This window comes from Zhenpiania hominis, from assembly GCF_014333425.1.
Taxonomy (GTDB): domain Bacteria; phylum Bacillota; class Clostridia; order Peptostreptococcales; family Anaerovoracaceae; genus Hominibacterium; species Hominibacterium hominis.
Window position 1 is genome coordinate 262,175 of the sequence record NZ_JACRYT010000001.1, and the last position, 19,465, is coordinate 281,639.

At 51.3% G+C, this 19,465-nt stretch carries 17 protein-coding genes; 6 read left to right on the forward strand and 11 right to left on the reverse strand.

Annotation, left to right across the window (positions count from 1 at the left end):
- Positions 1–49: 49 nt before the first annotated feature.
- The 5 genes from H9L42_RS01360 to H9L42_RS01380 all read right to left on the reverse strand — a co-directional run bounded on the left by H9L42_RS01360 (position 50) and on the right by H9L42_RS01380 (position 7,052).
- A complete protein-coding gene (locus H9L42_RS01360; protein WP_187301658.1) occupies positions 50–1,783 on the reverse strand; it encodes an ABC transporter ATP-binding protein in 1,734 nt (577 codons plus the stop codon).
- Entirely contained in the window at positions 1,783–3,543 is a 1,761-nt protein-coding gene (locus H9L42_RS01365; RefSeq protein WP_187301659.1) for an ABC transporter ATP-binding protein, read from the reverse strand. Before H9L42_RS01365 ends, H9L42_RS01360 begins: the two co-directional genes overlap by 1 nt.
- Positions 3,544–3,564: 21 nt before the next feature.
- Positions 3,565–4,140, reverse strand: coding sequence for an MptD family putative ECF transporter S component (locus tag H9L42_RS01370; RefSeq protein WP_187301660.1), 576 nt, complete (start codon positions 4,138–4,140; stop codon positions 3,565–3,567).
- 53 nt (positions 4,141–4,193) lie between these two features.
- Entirely contained in the window at positions 4,194–6,356 is a 2,163-nt protein-coding gene (locus H9L42_RS01375) for an ATP-binding cassette domain-containing protein (RefSeq protein ID WP_187301661.1), read from the reverse strand.
- Between the two features lie 87 nt (positions 6,357–6,443).
- A complete protein-coding gene (locus tag H9L42_RS01380; RefSeq protein WP_187301662.1) occupies positions 6,444–7,052 on the reverse strand; it encodes a TetR/AcrR family transcriptional regulator in 609 nt (202 codons plus the stop codon).
- Positions 7,053–7,172: 120 nt separating this feature from the next.
- Between H9L42_RS01380 and H9L42_RS01385 the strand changes: the two genes are divergently transcribed.
- Entirely contained in the window at positions 7,173–7,736 is a 564-nt protein-coding gene (locus H9L42_RS01385; protein ID WP_465270635.1) for a recombinase family protein, read from the forward strand.
- 135 nt (positions 7,737–7,871) lie between these two features.
- Here H9L42_RS01385 and H9L42_RS01390 read toward each other — a convergent pair whose 3' ends face one another.
- The 4 genes from H9L42_RS01390 to H9L42_RS01405 form a co-directional block, all read right to left on the reverse strand.
- On the reverse strand, positions 7,872–8,792 hold the full coding sequence (locus H9L42_RS01390) for a class I SAM-dependent methyltransferase (protein WP_187301663.1): 921 nt from the start codon (positions 8,790–8,792) through the stop codon (positions 7,872–7,874).
- A gap of 123 nt (positions 8,793–8,915) precedes the next feature.
- Complete coding sequence (locus H9L42_RS01395) at positions 8,916–9,776, reverse strand: class I SAM-dependent methyltransferase (RefSeq protein WP_346726254.1); 861 nt, start codon at positions 9,774–9,776, stop codon at positions 8,916–8,918.
- Positions 9,752–10,264, reverse strand: coding sequence for a hypothetical protein (locus H9L42_RS01400; protein WP_087283954.1), 513 nt, complete (start codon positions 10,262–10,264; stop codon positions 9,752–9,754). The genes H9L42_RS01395 and H9L42_RS01400 overlap by 25 nt, the downstream gene beginning before the upstream one ends.
- Positions 10,265–10,498: 234 nt before the next feature.
- The gene (locus H9L42_RS01405; protein ID WP_187301664.1) at positions 10,499–11,491 is read right to left on the reverse strand and encodes an AraC family transcriptional regulator; all 993 of its coding nucleotides are present in this window, start codon (positions 11,489–11,491) and stop codon (positions 10,499–10,501) included.
- A 202-nt stretch (positions 11,492–11,693) separates the two neighbouring features.
- Here H9L42_RS01405 and H9L42_RS01410 point away from each other — a divergent pair, with 202 nt between their 5' ends.
- Genes H9L42_RS01410 through H9L42_RS01425 form a run of 4 tightly spaced genes read left to right on the forward strand, consistent with a single transcriptional unit; the run spans position 11,694 to position 15,135 of the window.
- Positions 11,694–12,278, forward strand: a complete 585-nt coding sequence (locus H9L42_RS01410; protein ID WP_177694218.1) for an MptD family putative ECF transporter S component — start codon at positions 11,694–11,696, stop codon at positions 12,276–12,278.
- Positions 12,278–13,018, forward strand: coding sequence for an energy-coupling factor transporter transmembrane component T (locus tag H9L42_RS01415; protein WP_183771742.1), 741 nt, complete (start codon positions 12,278–12,280; stop codon positions 13,016–13,018). Before H9L42_RS01410 ends, H9L42_RS01415 begins: the two co-directional genes overlap by 1 nt.
- A gap of 12 nt (positions 13,019–13,030) precedes the next feature.
- Positions 13,031–14,503, forward strand: coding sequence for an ATP-binding cassette domain-containing protein (locus H9L42_RS01420; RefSeq protein WP_187301665.1), 1,473 nt, complete (start codon positions 13,031–13,033; stop codon positions 14,501–14,503).
- Positions 14,500–15,135, forward strand: a complete 636-nt coding sequence (locus H9L42_RS01425; RefSeq protein ID WP_243235595.1) for an ABC transporter transmembrane domain-containing protein — start codon at positions 14,500–14,502, stop codon at positions 15,133–15,135. Before H9L42_RS01420 ends, H9L42_RS01425 begins: the two co-directional genes overlap by 4 nt.
- A 153-nt stretch (positions 15,136–15,288) precedes the next feature.
- Here H9L42_RS01425 and H9L42_RS16865 read toward each other — a convergent pair whose 3' ends face one another.
- Positions 15,289–15,561, reverse strand: coding sequence for a hypothetical protein (locus H9L42_RS16865; protein ID WP_243235597.1), 273 nt, complete (start codon positions 15,559–15,561; stop codon positions 15,289–15,291).
- Positions 15,549–16,433 carry a transposase gene (locus H9L42_RS01430; RefSeq protein WP_243235599.1) on the reverse strand — a complete coding sequence of 295 codons (885 nt, stop codon included), beginning with the start codon at positions 16,431–16,433 and terminating at the stop codon, positions 15,549–15,551. Before H9L42_RS01430 ends, H9L42_RS16865 begins: the two co-directional genes overlap by 13 nt.
- A 346-nt stretch (positions 16,434–16,779) precedes the next feature.
- Between H9L42_RS01430 and H9L42_RS01435 the strand changes: the two genes are divergently transcribed.
- The gene (locus H9L42_RS01435) at positions 16,780–19,464 is read left to right on the forward strand and encodes a translation factor GTPase family protein (protein WP_187301666.1); all 2,685 of its coding nucleotides are present in this window, start codon (positions 16,780–16,782) and stop codon (positions 19,462–19,464) included.
- Position 19,465: the final 1 nt, after the last annotated feature.

Consider the following 19,465-nt stretch of genomic DNA (forward strand, 5'->3'; position numbering starts at 1 on the left):
GTCAATAGCTGATACGAGCTTCTTTTCATATTTTTTAGATTGTGTTTCTTCAGACCTTCCACCCGGCGGCCTGCTGCCGCTCCACCACGAAGCGGCGGTAGAGCCCGTCAACAGCAACCAGCTCGTCATGGGTGCCCTGCTGAACGATCTCGCCGTGATCGACCACAAAAATTTGGTCGGCATGGCGCACGGTTTTCAGCCGGTGGGCGATCATGATGACCGTCTTATCATGGGTCAATTCCGCAACGGCCTCCATCAGCTCCTTTTCATTTTCGGGGTCGACATTGGCGGTGGCTTCGTCCAGAATGATGATGGGTGCGTCCTTCATGATGGCGCGCGCAATGGAAATTCGCTGACGTTCGCCGCCCGAAAGCGTAGCACCGCCTTCGCCGATGACGGTGTCAAAGCCGTTCGGCAATGCCATGATAAAGTCGTAGCAGCGGGCTTTTTTCGCGGCGGCCTGCACCTCCTCCATGGAGGCGTCGGGCTTGCCAAAGCGGATATTGTTGGCGATGGTGTCGGAGAACAGATAGACCCGCTGAAACACAAAGGAGAAATTGCGGATGAGGCTGTCGTAGCTGTACTCCCGCACATCCCGTCCGCCGAGGCGCACGCTGCCGCCCTGCACGTCCCAGAACCGCGCCATGAGATTGCACAGCGTGGTCTTGCCACTTCCGGACGGACCGACGATGGCCACGGTGGTTTTCTCCGGGATGGTCAGGGACACATCGTGCAGGATGGGCTTGCTGTCATAGGAGAAATCCACATGGGACAGGGTGATGTCCTCCCGTTCCGGCGAAAGCTCCTCCCCGTCAATGTCCATGGGTTCTACGCGCAGAATTGCGCTTGCCTTATCTACGCCGATGTCGATGGAGCGGAACAAAGCCGAAAAGCTTCCGGCGCTGTCCAGCTGCTCAAAGAGGATGAACGAGCAGATCAGCATCAAAAGGCAGTTTGTCAGCTCCATGGTGCCGCTGAAGTAAAAGACGATAGCGGCCGCGCAGACGGCAACGCCGGTGAGCTTGTTGACAACAAACTGCGCCAGCATATAAAGCACCGACGGGATCTCCATAGCAAAGGACGCCCTGCGGGATTCCTCCACAGCGCCGTGTACCTGCGTGGCAGAGTCGTGGGTCAGGTCGAAATTCTTGACCTCGGCGATGCCCTGCACATATTCCAGCACCTTGGACACAAGGCGCTCATCGGCATTGAACTTCCGCTGGGAAAGGGCCTGCTCCGCCCGCTGCATGGCGGCGTTGACGGCAAAGAACAGCACCAGTCCCGTCAGTGTGATCAGCCCCATGCGCCAGTCAAAGAGGAACATCATCGCTGCGATGATGCCGGAGGTCAGAAAGCCGCGGGTCGTGACCATGACGACGCGGGTAGCCACATTCGCCATGTTTTCCATGGTGTTGGTGGTGACGGACGTGACCTCGCCGAGGCTGTTGTCATTGAACCAGCCCATAGGCAGGTAGCGCAGGTGCTCGGCGATCTCGATGCGTTTGTTGGCGCAGGCGCGGTAGCCCGCACGGGTCTGGAGCATGGTAGCCTTCATGTTGATGGCAATCGTAATGATCAATGAGATCACGATAATGCCGAGGCTCGTCCATAAAGTTGCCATAGTGACGTTCCTTTCCAGCAGCGCCTGAATGACGATGGCGGCTGCCGGAATACGCATGGCAGAGCAAATGGCGCTGACCACGCCCAGCCAGATAGATGTTATAAACAGCCTGCGGTTGTCCACCCCGCAGAAGGCAAAAAATTTTTTCAGTGTCTTGAGCATTACGCCACCTCCCCGTCGTCTTTGACGCTGATGTGGGCCTCCCACATGGTTTGATAAAGGGGGCAGGACGCAAGAAGCTCCGCCTGCGTGCCGGTCGCTTCGATCTTGCCTTGATTGACAACAATGATCTGATCGGCGTCCGCAATGGTGGACAGCCGGTGGGCAATGACCAGCAGCGTCTTGCCCCGCACCAGCCTTCCCAGTGCCGACTGGATGACCGCCTCGTTTTCCGGGTCTGTATAGGACGTTGCCTCGTCGAGAATGACGATCGGCGCGTCCTTCAGCATGGCACGGGCAATGGAGATGCGCTGCCGCTCACCGCCGGACAGGTGACCGCCGGATGCACCGCATACGGTCTGATAGCCGTTCTCCAGCCCCATTATGAACTCGTGGCAGCCGCATTTCTTCGCGGCGTCAATGACCTCCGCATCGGTCGCACCCTTTCTGCCCATGCGGATATTGTCCATGACAGAAAGGTCAAAGAGGTAGTTGTCCTGCGACACATAGGCGATGTGCTTCGTGCACTCCGCCAGCGGCAGCGTGCGAATGTCCACGCCGCCCAGGTCGATTTCTCCGTCCTTCACATCCCACAGGGAGGCGATGAGCCGGGCGATGGTGGATTTTCCACTGCCGGAAGGCCCGACCAATGCGTTGACCGTCCCCGGGGCAATGTGCAGATCGATTCCGTGCAGTACCTCCTTGTCGTGATAGGCAAAGCGGACATCTTTCAGCTCGACGGCGTTGTCCGCAGGCAGCTTTTCCGCACGTTCCGGACGCTGCATATCCTTGCCGGACAGCACCTCCGCCACCTCACCCACGATGGTCGTCACCTGCGCGATGTCATCGGTGTAGGAAAAAGCGGTGATCAGCGGCTGCATAACGCCGAAGGACAGAACAATGACCGCGAGAAACGTCTCCGCCGACAGTGTGCCGTGCATATAGAGAAGGCAGCCCACCGGCAAGATGCCGAGAAGTGTCGAAGGGAGTATCGCCATTCCGGCCACCTGTCCGAACAAACTCCCGCGCATCCAGTCGATGAAGCAGTCCGCGCCCTCTTTTGCGGCGGAGACGAACTTTGCATAGCTGGTCCTGGACTGACCAAACGCCTTGATGACCTCAATGCCGCTGATGTATTCCACAGCCGTGTCGTTCAGTGTCTTTGTCGCGGTGACCGTGCGCTGAAACTTCTCGTTATAGCCGCTGAACATGGACATAAAGCAGAGAATGCCCAGCGGCAGGACGATGAACATGGAAAGGCCCATGCGCCAGTCCTCGATGAACAGCAGCACCAGTACCGCCAGCGCCCCCACGATGTTGGTGGTCATCTCCGGCAGCAGGTGGGCAAGGGTGGTTTCGATGGAATCGACCCGCTCGACGATGATGTTCTTATACGAGCCGGAGGAACGATCCAGCACCGTACCCAGCGGCAGCGTCGCTAGCTTGTCCAGCAGCCGGACGCGGGTATTGGCCAGCACATGGAACGTCGCATGGTGGGAGAGAGAGGTGGACACGCTGTGCAGCACATAGCGCAGCACCCAGCAGCCCGCCATCCATGCGCAGAGCGTCAGGCAGCGGGGAAGCTCCGCCGTGCCGTTTACCAGTGCGGTGATAAGCCGGATGATGATGAAATACGGAATAAGCGAGCAGGCAACGCCCAGCAGCGCCGTAAGGACGCTCAAAGCGTACTCGCCGTATCGCCCTTTTGCCAGCTCTGCCAGCCACGAGGCGGCGGAGCGCTTTTGCTTCGTGTTCTGATTCATGGGTAATTCCTCCAAGGCAGATCAGGCAGCCAGATGCTTCTTCACGATGCCCTTGCCGATAGCTGCTCCGATGAATGCGGCCACGATCACACCGGCCACCAGTGCCACGGACACCCAGGACTGCAGCATCTGGGATGCGGCAAGGATGGCGTCCTGACGGCCATCGGTGACCATCTGATCCGCCATAGCCTTGGCTGCGATGGCGTAGGGAATGATGGTGCTGCCGAATGCAGCCAGCACCTGATTGATGACATAACTGACGGTCAGCGCCTTCGCGTTGCCGTAGCCCATCTTCCACAGCAGCAGCTCGGCAATGGCACCGGAGAGAATAAAGAGGATGATGTACGGCAGGTATCCGCCCATAATGGCGCGGACAATGCTGTAAATGAGGATCGCACCGGGCTTTTTCACCTTCGTGCCGATGATGAAGTAGACGATGCCCTCCAGCAGGGCGAAAAACACCGGCATCAGAATGATGGTAATGGGCGTTGCGTACAGGACGGAGCTGGCGAAGAAAATGACCACATTGATCAGAGCCAGCAGGACAACGGTGATGATGTCCTTGATTTTCAGTTTATTGGGGTTTGCAGTACTCATGGTTAAAGACTCCTTTTTGAATGGAATATGGTTGAACGTCGCAGAGACGGCGATCATAGGATAAGGCCGGCGGCGATCGATGCCGCCAGCAGGACGCAGAACACAGCATCCCACGCAGAAAACCGAAGCGACAGATAGTTGCTTTTGCGGCGGGTTAAGTCGATGCCCCGTGTTTCGGCGGAGGCGGACAGCGTTTCGGCGATGCGGATAACGCGCAAAGCCATCGGCACGGTCAGTATTTCGATATAGGATGGCAGCGCACGCAACTTTTGCCATGGCGTCACAAACGCGCCCCGGGTGCGGATGGATTGCCGCAGCAACTTCATGTCTCCCGACAGAACGGGGAAGAAGCGGAAAATCACCGCCACGATCATGATCAGCCGCTCCGGTAGGCGCAGATTGCGCAGCGCTGCCAGGGTACGGCTGGCTTCATTCCGCCCAATCAGCGTCCGCATGGAAATGCCAACGGCAATGATCCGCGGGAACAGCACCAGCATAAAGGAAAACACCGTGCCCGGCAGCAGAGCGTTTGCCGCCCACAGCAGCCCAAAGCTCACCCCGCCTGCCAGCGCCGTTCCGAGCCAGCCGTCCGCTGCGGTCAGCAGGATCAGTGCCGTATATACGGCATAAACTAAGTGGTTGTTGGATGTGGAGATCACGACCAGCAGGGCCAGCCAGTAAAGCAGCTTCGTTGCCGGGTGGAATCGTTCTTTATGCTGTTTTTTCGCAGGAGCATTGGAAAGATGGAAGCGCTCCATATATTGCCGTACCGCTTGCAAATCTCGTTCCGAATGAACGGGAAATTCTATTTCTGCATGCCCATCCGACAGCCCAATGCAGCGGTCACACGCACCTGCAATTAGCTCAGGGTCGTGGGTGATGATGAGAACAGTCTTTTCTTTCCGCATCTCCCGGATCAGCGCTGCGCACCGCTCCAGACTTTCCGCGTCCTGTCCTGCTGTCGGCTCGTCCAGTATGACGATCGGCTTGTCGGATAGATACGCCATCATCAGCGTCAGACGCTGCATCTGCCCACCGGAGAGGGAAAAGGGATGCCGGTTGCGGCAGTCCCACATATCCATACTTTTCAGCAGCGCTTCCGTTTTTGCTTCAAACTCCGGTGTCACCGCATGGCCGTATTGCAGTTCGTGCAGGACGGAGCCTGTGAAGAACTGGAACTCCGCCTCCTGAAGGATGAACAGCACTTGCTTTTGCAGCTGCTTTGGATTTTGCGACTTTCCGAAAAGCATTATCCTGCCGCCGGAGGGGCGGTAAAGCCCTGCAATCAGCTTGCCGATGGTCGTTTTGCCGCAGCCGTTTGCGCCCACAAGGCCGACGATCTCATGCTCACGGACGGAAAAGCTGACACCAGAGAGGGTATCTCCGGCCTTCCTGCCGTATGTATAGCAGACATCTGAGACGGCAAGCGCCGTCGGCGCGGTTTTAGGCAGCGGCTCTTTCTCCGGCACGGTGATCTCCGCAAGGTCGAGCGTGCGCAGAGAAAGTGTTTGTCTCCGCTCCACTGAGAACGCCTTTGCCTCTGCGGCAGTATATTTTCCTTTGATCTCGCCGTCTGCCATGACCAAAAATTCGTCGGCAATGTCGGCAAGATAGTAGAGTCGGTGCTCGCTGAGCAGCAGCGTTTTGCCCTGCTTTTTCAGGGCAAGCAGAATCTCTTTTAACTGCTGCGTGGCTGCAAAGTCCAGATTGGCCGTGGGCTCATCCAGCAGAAAAATATCTGTGTCCATTGCCCACGCGGACAAGATGGAGATGAGCTGTCGCTCGCCGCTGGACAACTCGTAGACATTGCGATCCTTCAGCCGCTCCAGATGAAAGATCCGGAAGGCCTCATCTACCCGCCGTCGGATTTTATCTTGCGGCAGACCGTGATTTTCAAGACCGAAGGCCACTTCATTGGAGCTGTTCACGGTGAAAAACTGGCTGCGAGGATCCTGAAAGACCGAGGCGGCCAACTCGCCGATCTCGCCGATACGTATTCCGGCGGTGTCCTGCCCATTCAGGCGGCAAAAGCCTTTTAGCTCTCCCTCGTAAAACTGGGGGATTAATCCGTTGATGCACCGTAGCAGTGTGGACTTTCCGCAGCCGCTGCCGCCGCAGAGCACCACACAGCGTCCGGCTGGGATGCTGCCGCCGACTTTTTGCAAGGTGGGCTGCTTTTCTTCTGCATATTGAAATTCAAATTCAAAATCTATCATCGCAAACTCTTTTCTTATTAGTTAGCCGTCTCTAACCAGCGGCCGTAAGAAACGGACGGATGGACCGTCCGAATTAACTTTTCGGATTTATTGCAAGGTATCGCATAGCTGCCGCCAGCCAGCGTTGGTGAAATCAAGGACTGCCTGTAAGCAGGTAAGCATTCTGCCTTCCTCCATATGCTGATCCAGCAGCTGGCGGAAGTACCAGAACTGTGAGCCCATCAAAAGACGGATCGCATCGGCATTTGGCGCTTTCCCATAGATATGCGAAAAGAATTCCACCGTTTGTTCCGCTTTTTGATCCATTAGTTTATGCAGCACGGTTTCCATGGAGCTGCCATCGCTGCGGCAGAAAAATAAAGTGCAGTCATTGCAGTGCTCGGTCAGCAGTTGAAAATATACCTGTTCTTCGGCGTTTATGGCGCGGAGGATACCATCCGGCTGCGCGCTGCACTTTGCTTTTTCGTATTCTTCCGCGATGGGAGCAAAGAGAACCTGCATCGTCTCCAAAAAATCCTGAAGCAGACTGGCAAACAACGCGTCTTTATTCTTGTATCTTGTGTAGATTGCCCCCGTAGTAACACCGGCTTTTTCGGCGATCTTGTGCAGAGAGGCTTTCTGAAAGCCGTAAGCAAGAAATTCCGAATAAGCAGCCTGAATGATCCCATCATCCAGGGAATGATCCCTATTGGCCATGTCTTCACTCCTCTGCGCCTAAATAATAACATCATTATCGATAACGACATTATTATAGTGTTCTTTTTGCTGCTTGTCAATGCGAATTGCACACTGCTTTGCAAAAACACTCCTTGACAAATTTCGTCTCAAAAACGGATACTCGAAACCTTTGCAAAAAAAAATGGCTTTACCAACCTGCGCTGGTACACCGACGACGGTTATTCCGGCGCGAACTTTCAAAGACCCGGTTTTCAAGCCATGCTTGCAGACATTGAAGCCGGGAAAGTGGGTACGGTCATCGTCAAGGACATGAGCCGGTTAGGGCGAAACTACTTGCAGGTGGGATTTTACACGGAAATGCTGTTCCCTCAAAAGGGTGTGCGTTTTATCGCTGTCAACGACAATGTGGACAGCGCAAACGGCGGCATGGACAACGATTTTACCCCTCTGCGAAATCTGTTCAACGAATGGCTGGTGAGAGATACGAGCAAGAAAATCAAGGCAGTAAAACGAGCAAAAGAAGTGTATGCTGCACTGATGCAGCTGCCCTCCATCCAGGCCAGGCGGATTTATGCCCGCTTTTACTTGAATATGACGGTGGCAGAGATCGCCAAGGTCGAGGGTGTTGACCGCCGCCGCGTGTGGGCAAGTATCCGGCGTGGTTTGAAGAAGCTGGCGTACCTGTTGGATGCCAACAAGTAATATGACTGTCACTTAACGGCAAAAAATAAGCCGGTGGAGGAAACAGTACTTCCTCCATCGGTTTATTTATCTTCCGAATCTGTATCCACAAATGCTTGTTGATTCTTTCTTGATTATGTGCGTCCCTGAATAAATTCAGTCACCAGGTCGGCATACTGTTCCAACCGCACCATCAATGCCAAGTGCCCGCCGGTCAGGTCGGTGACCACCGTGGGACTTTTGGAACGCCATTCGCACAATCTGCAGCTTCAGCGGCCCATCTGCAGCCCTGGCCAGAAGGCGGTGGATGGAGCGAACCCCCGGCCCCCGCAAATCCTGGTAGCCCAGCATATAGCCCCGGCTGGATACAGAGATGCGATCCGACCAGGCAGGCAATTCTTTTTCCGCATCCCGGACGGAGAAGTACGCCCCCACATCCCGGATGCCCGCCTGTTTGACCCAGGTTTTCAGCATCAGTTTTACTGCCGTCGGTCCGGCGGCGTCAAATACCAGCCGTCCACCTGGAAATCGCTCCGCCATAGCCGCGCAGAGGGCTTGCACCTGTTCTGTTCGGAAGTAATAGAACACCCCGGCGGCAAAGAACACAGCTCCATCTTCAAGGGGAGTGTCAATGGCATCGAACCAGGAGAGGTCATTTAGGTCGGCGGTCAGGTTTTTCTCCCGTTCCCCGGCAGGGAGCAACGCTTCCCGCACCGCCATTACGTCGGGCAGGTCGATGTTATAGAGGCGACATTGCCCGTTGTCACAGGAGCGGCCTGTCTGATCCAGTCCGCAGCCCAGGTTCACCACAGCCGCCTGGGGATGATCAGCCAGGTAGTCTCGCACCTCCCAGGCCAGATCACTCTGGCGCATAGCCGCCTCCATAGCTCCGAAGGTCTGCGTCAGACTGCCGGACGTCCGTTCCAAGGCGGAGAAATCGTAGTCCAGCTGCTCCAACAGTTCCACTGACAGCGGATCGGAAAACAGATGGGGAAAACGCCGGGTACACAGCGCCCGAGCGTACAAGGGGATCACCAGCGTCTCTTGTATCGTGTTCTTCTCAATGTGGTATTTCATTGGCACCCTCCTATGCTAAGTTCATTACTACTAACCGAAGTACAGCATCTGCATACAGGCCAGCCAACAGTACACAAAAAGGGGTGCGTTTTGTTTGTGTCATAGAAAGCCTATACACCGGCCTTATTTCCTCCCCACCAGCATCCGGGAGTCGCCCAGCATCATCATGGCCGCCCGCCGGCGGGAGCCGAAGGCCTCCTGGGCCGTGTCGATGATGTGTACGTCCTCATACCCCATGTCCCGTAGCTCCTGGGCGAAGGTCTCCATGTCCCCGTACATGCGGGGCTTCATCTCATCGTTGAGGGCGAACACGCCGCCCTTTTTCAGCACCCGCAGGGTTTCCAGCAGCAGTGTCCGCTTGTCTGAACCCATGATATTATGATAGACATAGTTGCTCACCACCGCGTCGAAACTCTCATCCGGGAAGTCCAGCCTGTTTGCGTCCCCATGCTGGAACCGGCACCGGGCGGCTACACCTTCGCTTGCGGCGTTTTTCTCGCACATAGCCTGGTTGTAGCCGAAGTCTACGCCCCAATAGTCAATGCCCACCACCTGGGCCGACGGCCAGGTGAGAGCCGCCCGGATGGATAATGGCCCGGAGCCGCAGCCCACTTCCAGCAGCTGCCCCTGCCCGTCAAAATCCAGATGGGAGAGGATGACCAGGTGGGTCCGCTCCATCATACCGCCACCCCCAAAGGCATATTGACGCCGTATCCAAGCGCACCACAGGAGCAGCGCCAGCAGGATCACTGCGGCAATCACGAACACCACACCCAGCGCCGTGATATGGAACACCGTAAATGACAGCACCGCCAGTACCACAGACAGCGCCAAAAGGGCGCCTACCACATAGAAAACAGGGTTTGACATCCAGCTCCCGTAATCCTCTCCATGCGTCCCAAGGCGGATCTCTTTTTGCTGGACTTGATTTTGCTTCATTTGAACCATCTCCTTAATTATCATATTTTTTGTAACAACAGACACAATCCCGCCTGGGCCGCCGCCATGAGTGGGCACAGCAAGAGCGGCCACTGAAGCAAATGCTCCGGCAGAGCGTATCCCTTCATCCAGGCTTTAAACTCATAGCCTGGTTGCCCTTCGGTTCCAGGGATGACAAAACGGCGTTTTGCTTTTTTCTGTATCAGCCAGAGGTCCAGAAAAATCAGGTCACAGACATTAACGATCATCCACTGGATATACCCCGTCAGGGCCAGACGCCAGAATCCTGTTGTGCCGCCCTCCACAGTGCTGACCGCACCATAAAGGAGGAGGGGCAGCCACTCCCCAAAGCAGATCCAAAGCCAGTAAAAACGGTTTTCGGCCTTTGTCGGTGGTTCTTCCGCCGCCTTGATGATGGCGGGTGGATAGCAGGGAAACATCAGCCGGGGCTTATACAGCGCCACCGCCGCGGCGAACAGGTTAAAATAGGCCGCCATTGCGAGCCCGTCCAAGATGGTGCGCGTCCAATTCATATACATCCCCTTTCACTTGTAAGCAAATCAACTGGTTAGCAATAACTAACTGATATGTATTCAGTATATCTTATCCCGCATGAAAAAGCAATATGAAAGCAAGAGGTTAGAACTAATGGATAGCTGAAAGCGCAGATAGAGGGCGTTATTTTTCAAGAATTGATTTACGCATGAAATTTTAAGCATAAGTAAGGCCGGGATTTTGCTGACAAGCGGCAAATCCCGGCCTTAGTCTTATCCGTTTTCCAAATTCTTTGAACGCCTGTATTCCAGTGGCGATAGTCCAAACTGTTTTTTGAAAACGGCTGCAAATTTCCCTTGATTGGAGTAGCCAACCTGCTCTGATATTTCAGCTACGGAGAGTTTTGTGGTAGCAAGTAATTCTGCTGCTTTCTTCATTCTGACTTCTCGCAGATAAATGGATATATTTTGCCCGAAAACACCGCGAAAGTAATTTTTTAAGCTGGTTTCACTGACAGAAAACTGTGCTGCCAATTCCCAGGCTGGATGATGTTGACGCAAATCGGAAGTAATAATTTTTTCTACTCTCTTTGCAATATCTACTTGTGTTTCTGTAAAGAAAGTACAGGCTTGCGATGGAGGAATGTCATTTTGATTTTGCAATAGAGAAAACAGTGCCAATGTGTATATTTTCATTTGTGAAATCGAGAATGGAATTGAAACATCAAATAGGCTCCAAAGTTTTGTTAATATTTCTTCGACTTCGGAGGTGGCAGGTGAAATGTAGGTAGCACCATCAGGGCAAAATCGATCAACAACTTTGTGAAAGTTAATATCAAATTCCCCTTGTACCCATACGCTTTGTGCCGTCAGTGTATCAATATCAATAAAAAATTCCATCCCTTCATAAATGCGGCGCGGATATACATATTGCTTTTGAGCAAAACGCTCGGTTAAAGAGATTTCTCCATCCTTCACATATACAAAGTTTTCATTGTTCAAGATGATTTCGCAACGGCCAGTTACACAGTAGTTTAAGAGCATAGGGCCTTTTTCTATGGAGCTATCCTCACGAAAATTTGGTGCTGTCCAAGTCGGAGAATTTACAAAGATATAGGCAATAGTAACTCCAGGAAAGAGAGGGAAAAAGGTCATTGAGCCTTTCCCTTCTTTTTCCTTTAAGAGCAGCTCTGTGCTAAAATCACTACGCTTTATTGAAATCCCAGGCATTTCAATGCATTTTCTTATAATATCATCAATCTTCATTTCTTGCTCCTGTCATTCGACTACCTGTTTTTTGCTTTGGATTTTAATTATATTATAGAATTGCAAACGAAGTCAGTCAATAAAAAAACTCGTTGCTGTTTGGAGCCAAAAAGATGATTGGTTGTAGAGAGCTGCTGCTAACTATGGTATCTTATAGAGAGGTTAGAAAACGCTAACCAGCAAATGAATGGAGGTATTCGTTATGAGTAACAAGTTACAAGCAAAAGACCTGATTAACCTCGGCCTGTTCACCGTTCTCTACTTTGTGATTGGCTGCTGTGTCGCCATTCCCATCGGCTTTGTACCTATCTTTTTGCCGATCCTCGGAGCATTGTGGTCTTTGATTACCGGCATCCCGTTCATGCTGTTCCTGACCAGAGTTAAAAAATTCGGCATGGTTACAATTATGGGAATTTTAAGCGGCCTGCTGATGGGGCTGACTGGCATGGGATTTTGGGGCGTACCGATGGGCGTAATCTTTGGCTTACTGGGTGATTTGATTTTGAAATCTGGCAGTTATAAAAGTGCCAAAAAGAGCCTGATTGGTTATGCGGTATTCAGCCTTTGGATGGTTGGTACATACATTCCCATGTATTTCATGGTAGAAGACTCCTGGGCCAGTTTTGCGGCCAGCTTCGGTGAGGAATACGCTGATCGGGTAATGGCTGTCATGCCCATGTGGAGCATTGTTCTGGTGATCGCCGGAATTTTTGTCTTTGCAATTTTGGGCGGTCTGTTGGGTAAGGCGCTTCTGAAAAAGCATTTTGCTAAAGCGGGAATTGTGTAATGAACGGGGTATCATTCTCTGCAACAACCGAAAATAGAAAAGGGATATTGCTTGACCCTCGCACAAAGCTCGTCCTATTGTTGACGATTACGACACTGATGTTCAGTACCAGCAACGAAGGAATTATGAATATTGTCAAGCCCTGTTTAAGCCTTGTGCCTTTTGTGTTGATTTTATCGGAGCGTCGTTTCAAAACGGCAGGAAAGTATTTGCTATTATATGTGGCTTGTTTTGTGTTAGAACGGATAGCCCTTACAACATTGAGCGGCCTGCTTTCTTTTATTGTGCTTGCGATTACATCTATCATGACACGGTTTGCACCTGGCATCATGACGGGAGCCTATTTGATTTCATCGACTTCGGTCAGTGAATTTATCGGCGCAATGGAGCGTATGCACATTACAGAAAAAATCGTCATTCCTATGTCTGTAATTTTCCGCTTTTTCCCTACAATCAGCGAAGAATATCAGGCAATCCGGGACGCAATGAAAATGCGGAACATCCGTTTTGGCGGAAAAAATCCTTTTCTGATGGTAGAATACAGGCTTGTTCCATTGATGGTATCCGTTGTGAAGATTGGCGATGAACTATCTGCTGCTGCGTTGACCCGGGGGCTGGGTGCCCCCGTTAGACGCACAAATGTATGTCAGATCGGTTTTCATTTTCAAGATGTGGTTGCAATCTTGTTCTGTATCATCTGTTTTGTTTTATTTTTATTGCAGCAGCAAATTGCTTTTTGAGGAGGTGAGCCTGTGATACGGATCGACCATGTGACCTTCTCTTATGGAGAAGAAAATGAGAGTGCCGGTGGGGTTCAGGATATAAACCTGAACATAGAAGATGGCCAATTTATCGTGCTTTGTGGCGAAAGTGGCTGCGGGAAAACGACAATTACCCGACTAATTAACGGCCTAATTCCGCACTACTATGAAGGAAAAATGAACGGAGAAGTGTGGGTGAACGGGGCAAAAGTTTCGGAGCAGCCCCTTTATGATACTGCGAAAACGGTTGGCAGCGTATTTCAAAATCCACGCTCTCAATTTTTTAATGTAGATACGACCAGTGAAATTACATTCGGATGTGAAAATCTCGGCCAGCCGGAGCAAAGTATTCGGGAACGATTAGAAAAAACCGTCCGGGATTTTCGTTTAGAGAAACTGATGGGGCGCAATATTTTCCATCTTTCCGGCGGAGAAAAACAGAAAATCGCCTGTGCCGGTGTATCAATTATGGAACCGGATGTACTTGTCATGGATGAACCATCATCCAATCTTGACGCTTCTTCTATTCTTGATTTGAGAGCCACGCTTGCCTTTTGGAAGTCGCAAGGGAAAACGGTTATCGTATCGGAACACCGACTCTACTATCTGCGCGGCCTTGCAGATCGTTTTATTTATATTACCGCCGGGAAAGTGGAAAAGGATTACTCCGCAGCAGAGTTTGAGCGCTTGACGGAGCAGCAGAGAGTCAATTTAGGGCTACGCACCTTTATTCTTGAAGATTTGCTGCCGCCTAAAGCATTGCCGCCGGCCAGAGAACAAATGGAACTTCACAACTTCCGCTTTGCATACAAAAATGAACCAGAAACACTTCACATTCGTGAATGTGAAATCCCTGCAAATCGTATCGTAGGTATTATCGGGAATAATGGAGCCGGGAAATCCACTTTCTCCCGATGTTTCTGCGGTTTGGAAAAGCGTTGTGGTGAAGTTATCTGGAACGGCAGAACTTATCGACCTAAAGATAGGTTAAATACTTGTTATATGGTAATGCAGGAAGTCAATCATCAGCTTTTTACGGAAACGGTATTGGATGAAGTTTTAATCAGTATGGAGGAGGAAAATCAAGAACAAGCAGAAGAAATCCTTGCCAAGTTAGATTTGATAGGCTTCAAGGACAGACACCCCATGTCCCTTTCCGGCGGCCAAAAACAGCGGGTAGCGATTGCCTCGGCAATCGCTTCTAAACGCTCTATCTTATTTTTTGATGAACCGACCAGCGGCCTTGATTATAAGCACATGAAGGAGGTTGCAAATGTCCTGCGACAAGTCAGGGACACGGGTATTACCGTGTATGTCATTACTCATGATCTTGAGTTAATATTAGACTGTTGTACGGATATTGTCCATTTTGAGAACGGTTCCATCATTGACCAATTCCAAATGGATGAGGCGGGTCTTGAAAAAATCAGAAACTATTTCATAAAGGGGGTATCTGTAAAATGAAAGAAGAAAAGAAAGAGTCACCCATAGGTGTCTTATGGGGATGGGGCAAACCCTATCACGGGAAATTCATCGGCAGCATTGCTCTTGCGGTATTAGGCGTAGCCTGCCAGATGGTGCCTTATTTTTGTGTGGCTCATATTGTTACGCTGATGTTGTCCGGAGATCAGAATTTTTCGCACTATACAGCAGCTTGTGTTATTGCGCTTTGCGGTTATTTGGGAAAAGTCATATTCTCAAATCTTTCCACAACAATTTCTCACACAGCGACCTATTACACGCTGCGAGATCTCCGGGAGAATATTACCGAAAAGCTGGCCCGCGTCCCGATGGGGACGATTTTAGATACTCCGTCCGGCCAGTACAAAACGACGATTGTTGACCGGGTAGAAGGGATGGAGCCAACCTTCGCGCACCTGATCCCGGAAATGACTGCAAATGTGCTGGTGCCTTTGGTGATTATCGTATATCTGTTCGTCATGGACTGGCGCATGGCTCTCCTGTCCCTTGTCACGCTGGTGGTGGGCCTTGCTGTTATGTCTGCTGGCATGAAGAACTATCCCGTCAAATGGGAGGGCGCGGTCAAAGCGGGAAAGCAGATGGCAAACGCCATTGTAGAGTACATTGGTGTTTGAGTTTCCGCAAATTGCAATAAGATAACCAGAAAGGGTTTTGTAGGAAGCCATCTGCGTTTTTTGAGAGGGAATAACTGGGAAATTCTGCAAAAACAGGCACAGGGAATAAGCCCCGCAAGGACCGGGCTTCGGAAGGAACTTTCCGGTTCGGATTCAGAAAGGAAGCTTCAGGCAAAGTTGTCGGCAGATCGGACGTTTCGTCCGGAACCATAGCCTGACACCTTGTTTTGCATAGGACAGTATACCGGAGATGCCTTTCGCCAGCCGGTAATAGTAAAAAAACACGTCTTTTCGGATTGGATCTGCTGTTTTTATGATTGACACCTTAAGGGCATTCGTCTCTGATGCCATAGAGATCATAGCCAGGAAGGCCATGCATACGGTGATGTAAAAATTAAGTGCGTTGATCGCCTTCAGCTTACGCACGCGAAAATTTTCAAACTGGAAAATCTGCTTTTACAACGGAAATATTCCTCGATCTTCCAGCGGGAAAAATAGATTCTTGCCACTTGGATGACCTCTTTCTTTGATCGGATGTCTTTGTTGGTTACCAGCATCATGGGATGTTCGGTAATGCCGTAAACCAACACCAGACAGACCTTTTTTCTGGAAGCCGTAATCTGGACGTTTACATGGGAAAGGTATGCTTCATGGTCTTTTCCTCTATAAAAGACGCTGGTTTTCACCTTGCCCTTCCGGCGGTTGCGAAGTTCCGTTGCCGGAGTCCACTTGTTATGATACAACAGCTTCCGGTTGGATTTGATGCGAATCACATAATCCTGTTTCAGTTCGTCTAATTTCAGGAACATCTTGTTGTCATCATAGCCCCGGTCCATGGCAAAGGTTGCTTTACCAAATAAGGCCGCTGCTTGTTCCATAGCAGAGAACGTGATCGTATTGACGGATTTGTATCCCTTTTCCGAAGACGAATGGAGCCTGGAAAAAATGCTGACAGGATGATTGTTGGTGGTAAGGACGCAAGCCTCTGTAACATGATAGCCTTTTTTGTAAACATTTTTTGTGGCGGTGCTTTGGGAACCATCGCGGACAATCCCAAGAGCCTCAAATTTATAACCGACAGGCTTTGTCACATCGCTGTCATCGATATGAATGACCGGTTCAGAAGGAACCATCTTCCTGACCTGCTGCAGATAAGCTGTAGCAGAGGGGCGCGGAATGCCTTTTTCGAGATGCCTTCCGAGGCGTTCCACAACATTTACTTTTTTGACAGGTTCATGGAGATAGTCCGCAATATCGGTGAGCAGGCAGCTTTGGGAAGCTAATATACCGTATGTCATATCTGCGGTGAACTTCCTGTCTGGTTTCGTAAGTTTATGGGAAATTTTATTTATGAAATTTAAGATTTTTCTTTTCAACTGGTAGGTATTTGATGTAAAATGAGCCATAAGGAATCCCCTTTCTTTTTGTTTAGTAAGGTTTTTGGTTGCCAGCTTAATTTTACATCAAAAAGGAGCAGGATTCCTTATATTTTATGTATTTTTCAAAAGTTGTGGATAACGAAACGTAGCAGATTTATCTCATACGGATAATTCTGCGGAAACTCAAGGAAATCTATATCTCGACGCTGCCCTCCTCTTGTGATATACTAATTTATAGTATGTCTTTACGAGAGGAGGATTTTTTATGGGCCGACAGGCCAACGAAACGAAGCCTATCAAACATATTTGTGCGGGTCTGTTGGCCCATGTGGATGCCGGAAAAACGACACTATCGGAAGCGCTGCTCTACACGGCGGGCGCGATCCGAAAGCTGGGAAGAGTGGATCATCAGGACGCTTTTCTTGATACGGACGCCCAGGAGCGGGCCCGCGGAATTACGATTTTTTCCAAGCAGGCGGAGCTGGAATTTGAAAATACGAAAATCATGCTCCTGGACACGCCGGGACATGTGGATTTCTCGGCGGAAATGGAACGGACGCTGAGCGTTCTGGACTATGCGGTTCTTGTTATCAGCGGGAAGGATGGCGTGCAGGGACATACCGGGACTCTGTGGAAACTGCTGAAACAGTACGAAGTGCCGGTCTTTCTCTTTATCAACAAGATGGATCTGGACGGAACGGATAAAGAGGCGATCCTGAATGAGCTGAAACGGGTTTTAGATGAACGGTGCGTGGATTTTACGGATCGGGAAACCAGAGAGGAACAGGTTGCCATGTGCAGCGAAGCGCTTCTGGAAGAGTTTCTCGAAAAAGGAAGCCTGTCGCAGCGGGCTCTGGGAAGAGAAATCCGGCAGAGAAATCTGTTTCCCTGCTACTTTGGTTCCGCTCTGAAGATGGAAGGGGTGGAACCATTTCTGAAAGGATTCTGCGCCCTTGCGGAAGCGCCGCGTTATCCGGAAACGTTTGCCGCCAGGGTCTATAAGATTACGAGAGACAGCCAGGGAAATCGGCTGACACATATGAAAATTACCGGAGGAACCCTTCACGTCAAACAGACGGTTGCGGGTCGCGGAGGCAATGACGAGAAAGAGGAAAAAGTAGATCAGATCCGGATTTATTCCGGTGAAAAATTCCGCGTCCGGGAACAGGTGGAAGCAGGTGAAATCTGCGCGGTCACCGGGCTTACAAAGACGCTTGCGGGAGAAGGACTGGGAGCGGAATCCTTTTCCAGAGAAGCTGTGCTGGAGCCGGTGCTGGTTTACCGTCTGATTCTTCCGGAAGGCAGCGATGTTCACGGTGCCTTTCTTAAGCTCAAACAGCTGGAAGAAGAAGATCCGCAGCTTCATATTACGTGGAGCAGCCAGCTCCAGGAAATTCAGATTCAGCTGATGGGGCAGGTGCAGCTTGAAATTCTGAAAACAAGGATCAAAGAACGCTTTGATCTGGACGCGGAGTTTGACACGGGGCGCATTTCCTACAAGGAGACCATTGCCGCGCCGGTCACGGGAGCCGGGCATTTCGAGCCTTTGCGGCACTACGCGGAGGTTCATCTTCTCCTGGAACCGGGAGAACGGGGCAGCGGACTTGTTCTTGACACGGCATGCAGCGAAGATGTGCTGGACAGGAACTGGCAGCGTTTGATTCTGACCCATCTCGGAGAAAAAGAACATACCGGGCCTCTGACCGGTTCTCCCATTACAGATATAAAGATCACGCTGCTGAACGGCAGAGCGCATGTAAAACATACAGAAGGAGGCGATTTCCGCCAGGCAACTTACCGGGCGCTGCAGCAGGGGCTGCGGAAAGCGGAAATGATTCTTCTGGAACCGTGGTATGACTTTCAGATGGAAGTGCCGTCCCAGATGGTAGGAAGGGCGATGTCCGATATTCAGCAGATGGGAGGGAGCTTTGAACCGCCGGAGGGAAGCGGGGAGATGACCCGGCTGAGAGGAAAGGCGCCTGTTTCCGAGATGAAAGAATACGCGGCGGAAGTAACCTCTTATACCAAGGGGCATGGCAGGCTGATCTGTACGGTCAGCGGCTATGAGGCATGCCACAACCAGGAACAGGTTGTTTCTGAAATCGGTTATGACGTGGAACGAGATTTGGAAAATACAGCGGACTCGGTATTCTGCCAGCATGGGGCAGGCGTTTCTATTAAGTGGGATCAGGCGGACGCCTATATGCATCTGGAAAGCGGATGGACTCCCGCCGGGGAGAATAAAGATTCGATCGTGGGCAAAGCAGCCGCTTCTTTTTCAGAAAGCCGGGGATATACCGGGACGCAGCAGGAAGATAAGGAACTGGAACGGATTTTTGAAAAAACTTACGGTACGCCAAAGGAAAAGACACGAATTCCCAAGAAAACCTTTGACGCGGCAGAAAGGAAGCCGCGAAAAAAAGGAGAGCGGACGGAGGAAGTCAGGGAAGAATATCTTCTGGTGGATGGATATAATATTATTTTCGCGTGGGACGAGCTGAAAGCGCTGGCGAAAGTCAATCTGGACGCGGCACGAGAGGCTCTTCTGGAGATTTTATCGAACTATCAGGGGTACCGGGGATGTAAGACAATCGCGGTATTCGACGCCTATAAAAGAAAGGGCGGGCAGCGCCGCCATGAGCAGTATCACAATATTGAGGTTGTATTTACCAAGGAAGCGGAAACCGCCGATTCGTATATCGAAAAGACCACGTACGAGATCGGAAAACGATATTATGTGCGGGTTGCCACTTCCGACAGCTTAGAACAGATGATTATTCTGGGAAATGGCGCTTTCAAGGTATCCGCGAAAGAATTTCGGGAAGAGATTCGCCAGGCGGACGCGGAAATATCGTCCATCCTGGAAGCTTATAACCGGAAAAGCAACTTGGAAAATCGAAGCCGGATTGAAATTCCGGATCCTGACGCTTCGGACAAACCCGGAACGTGAT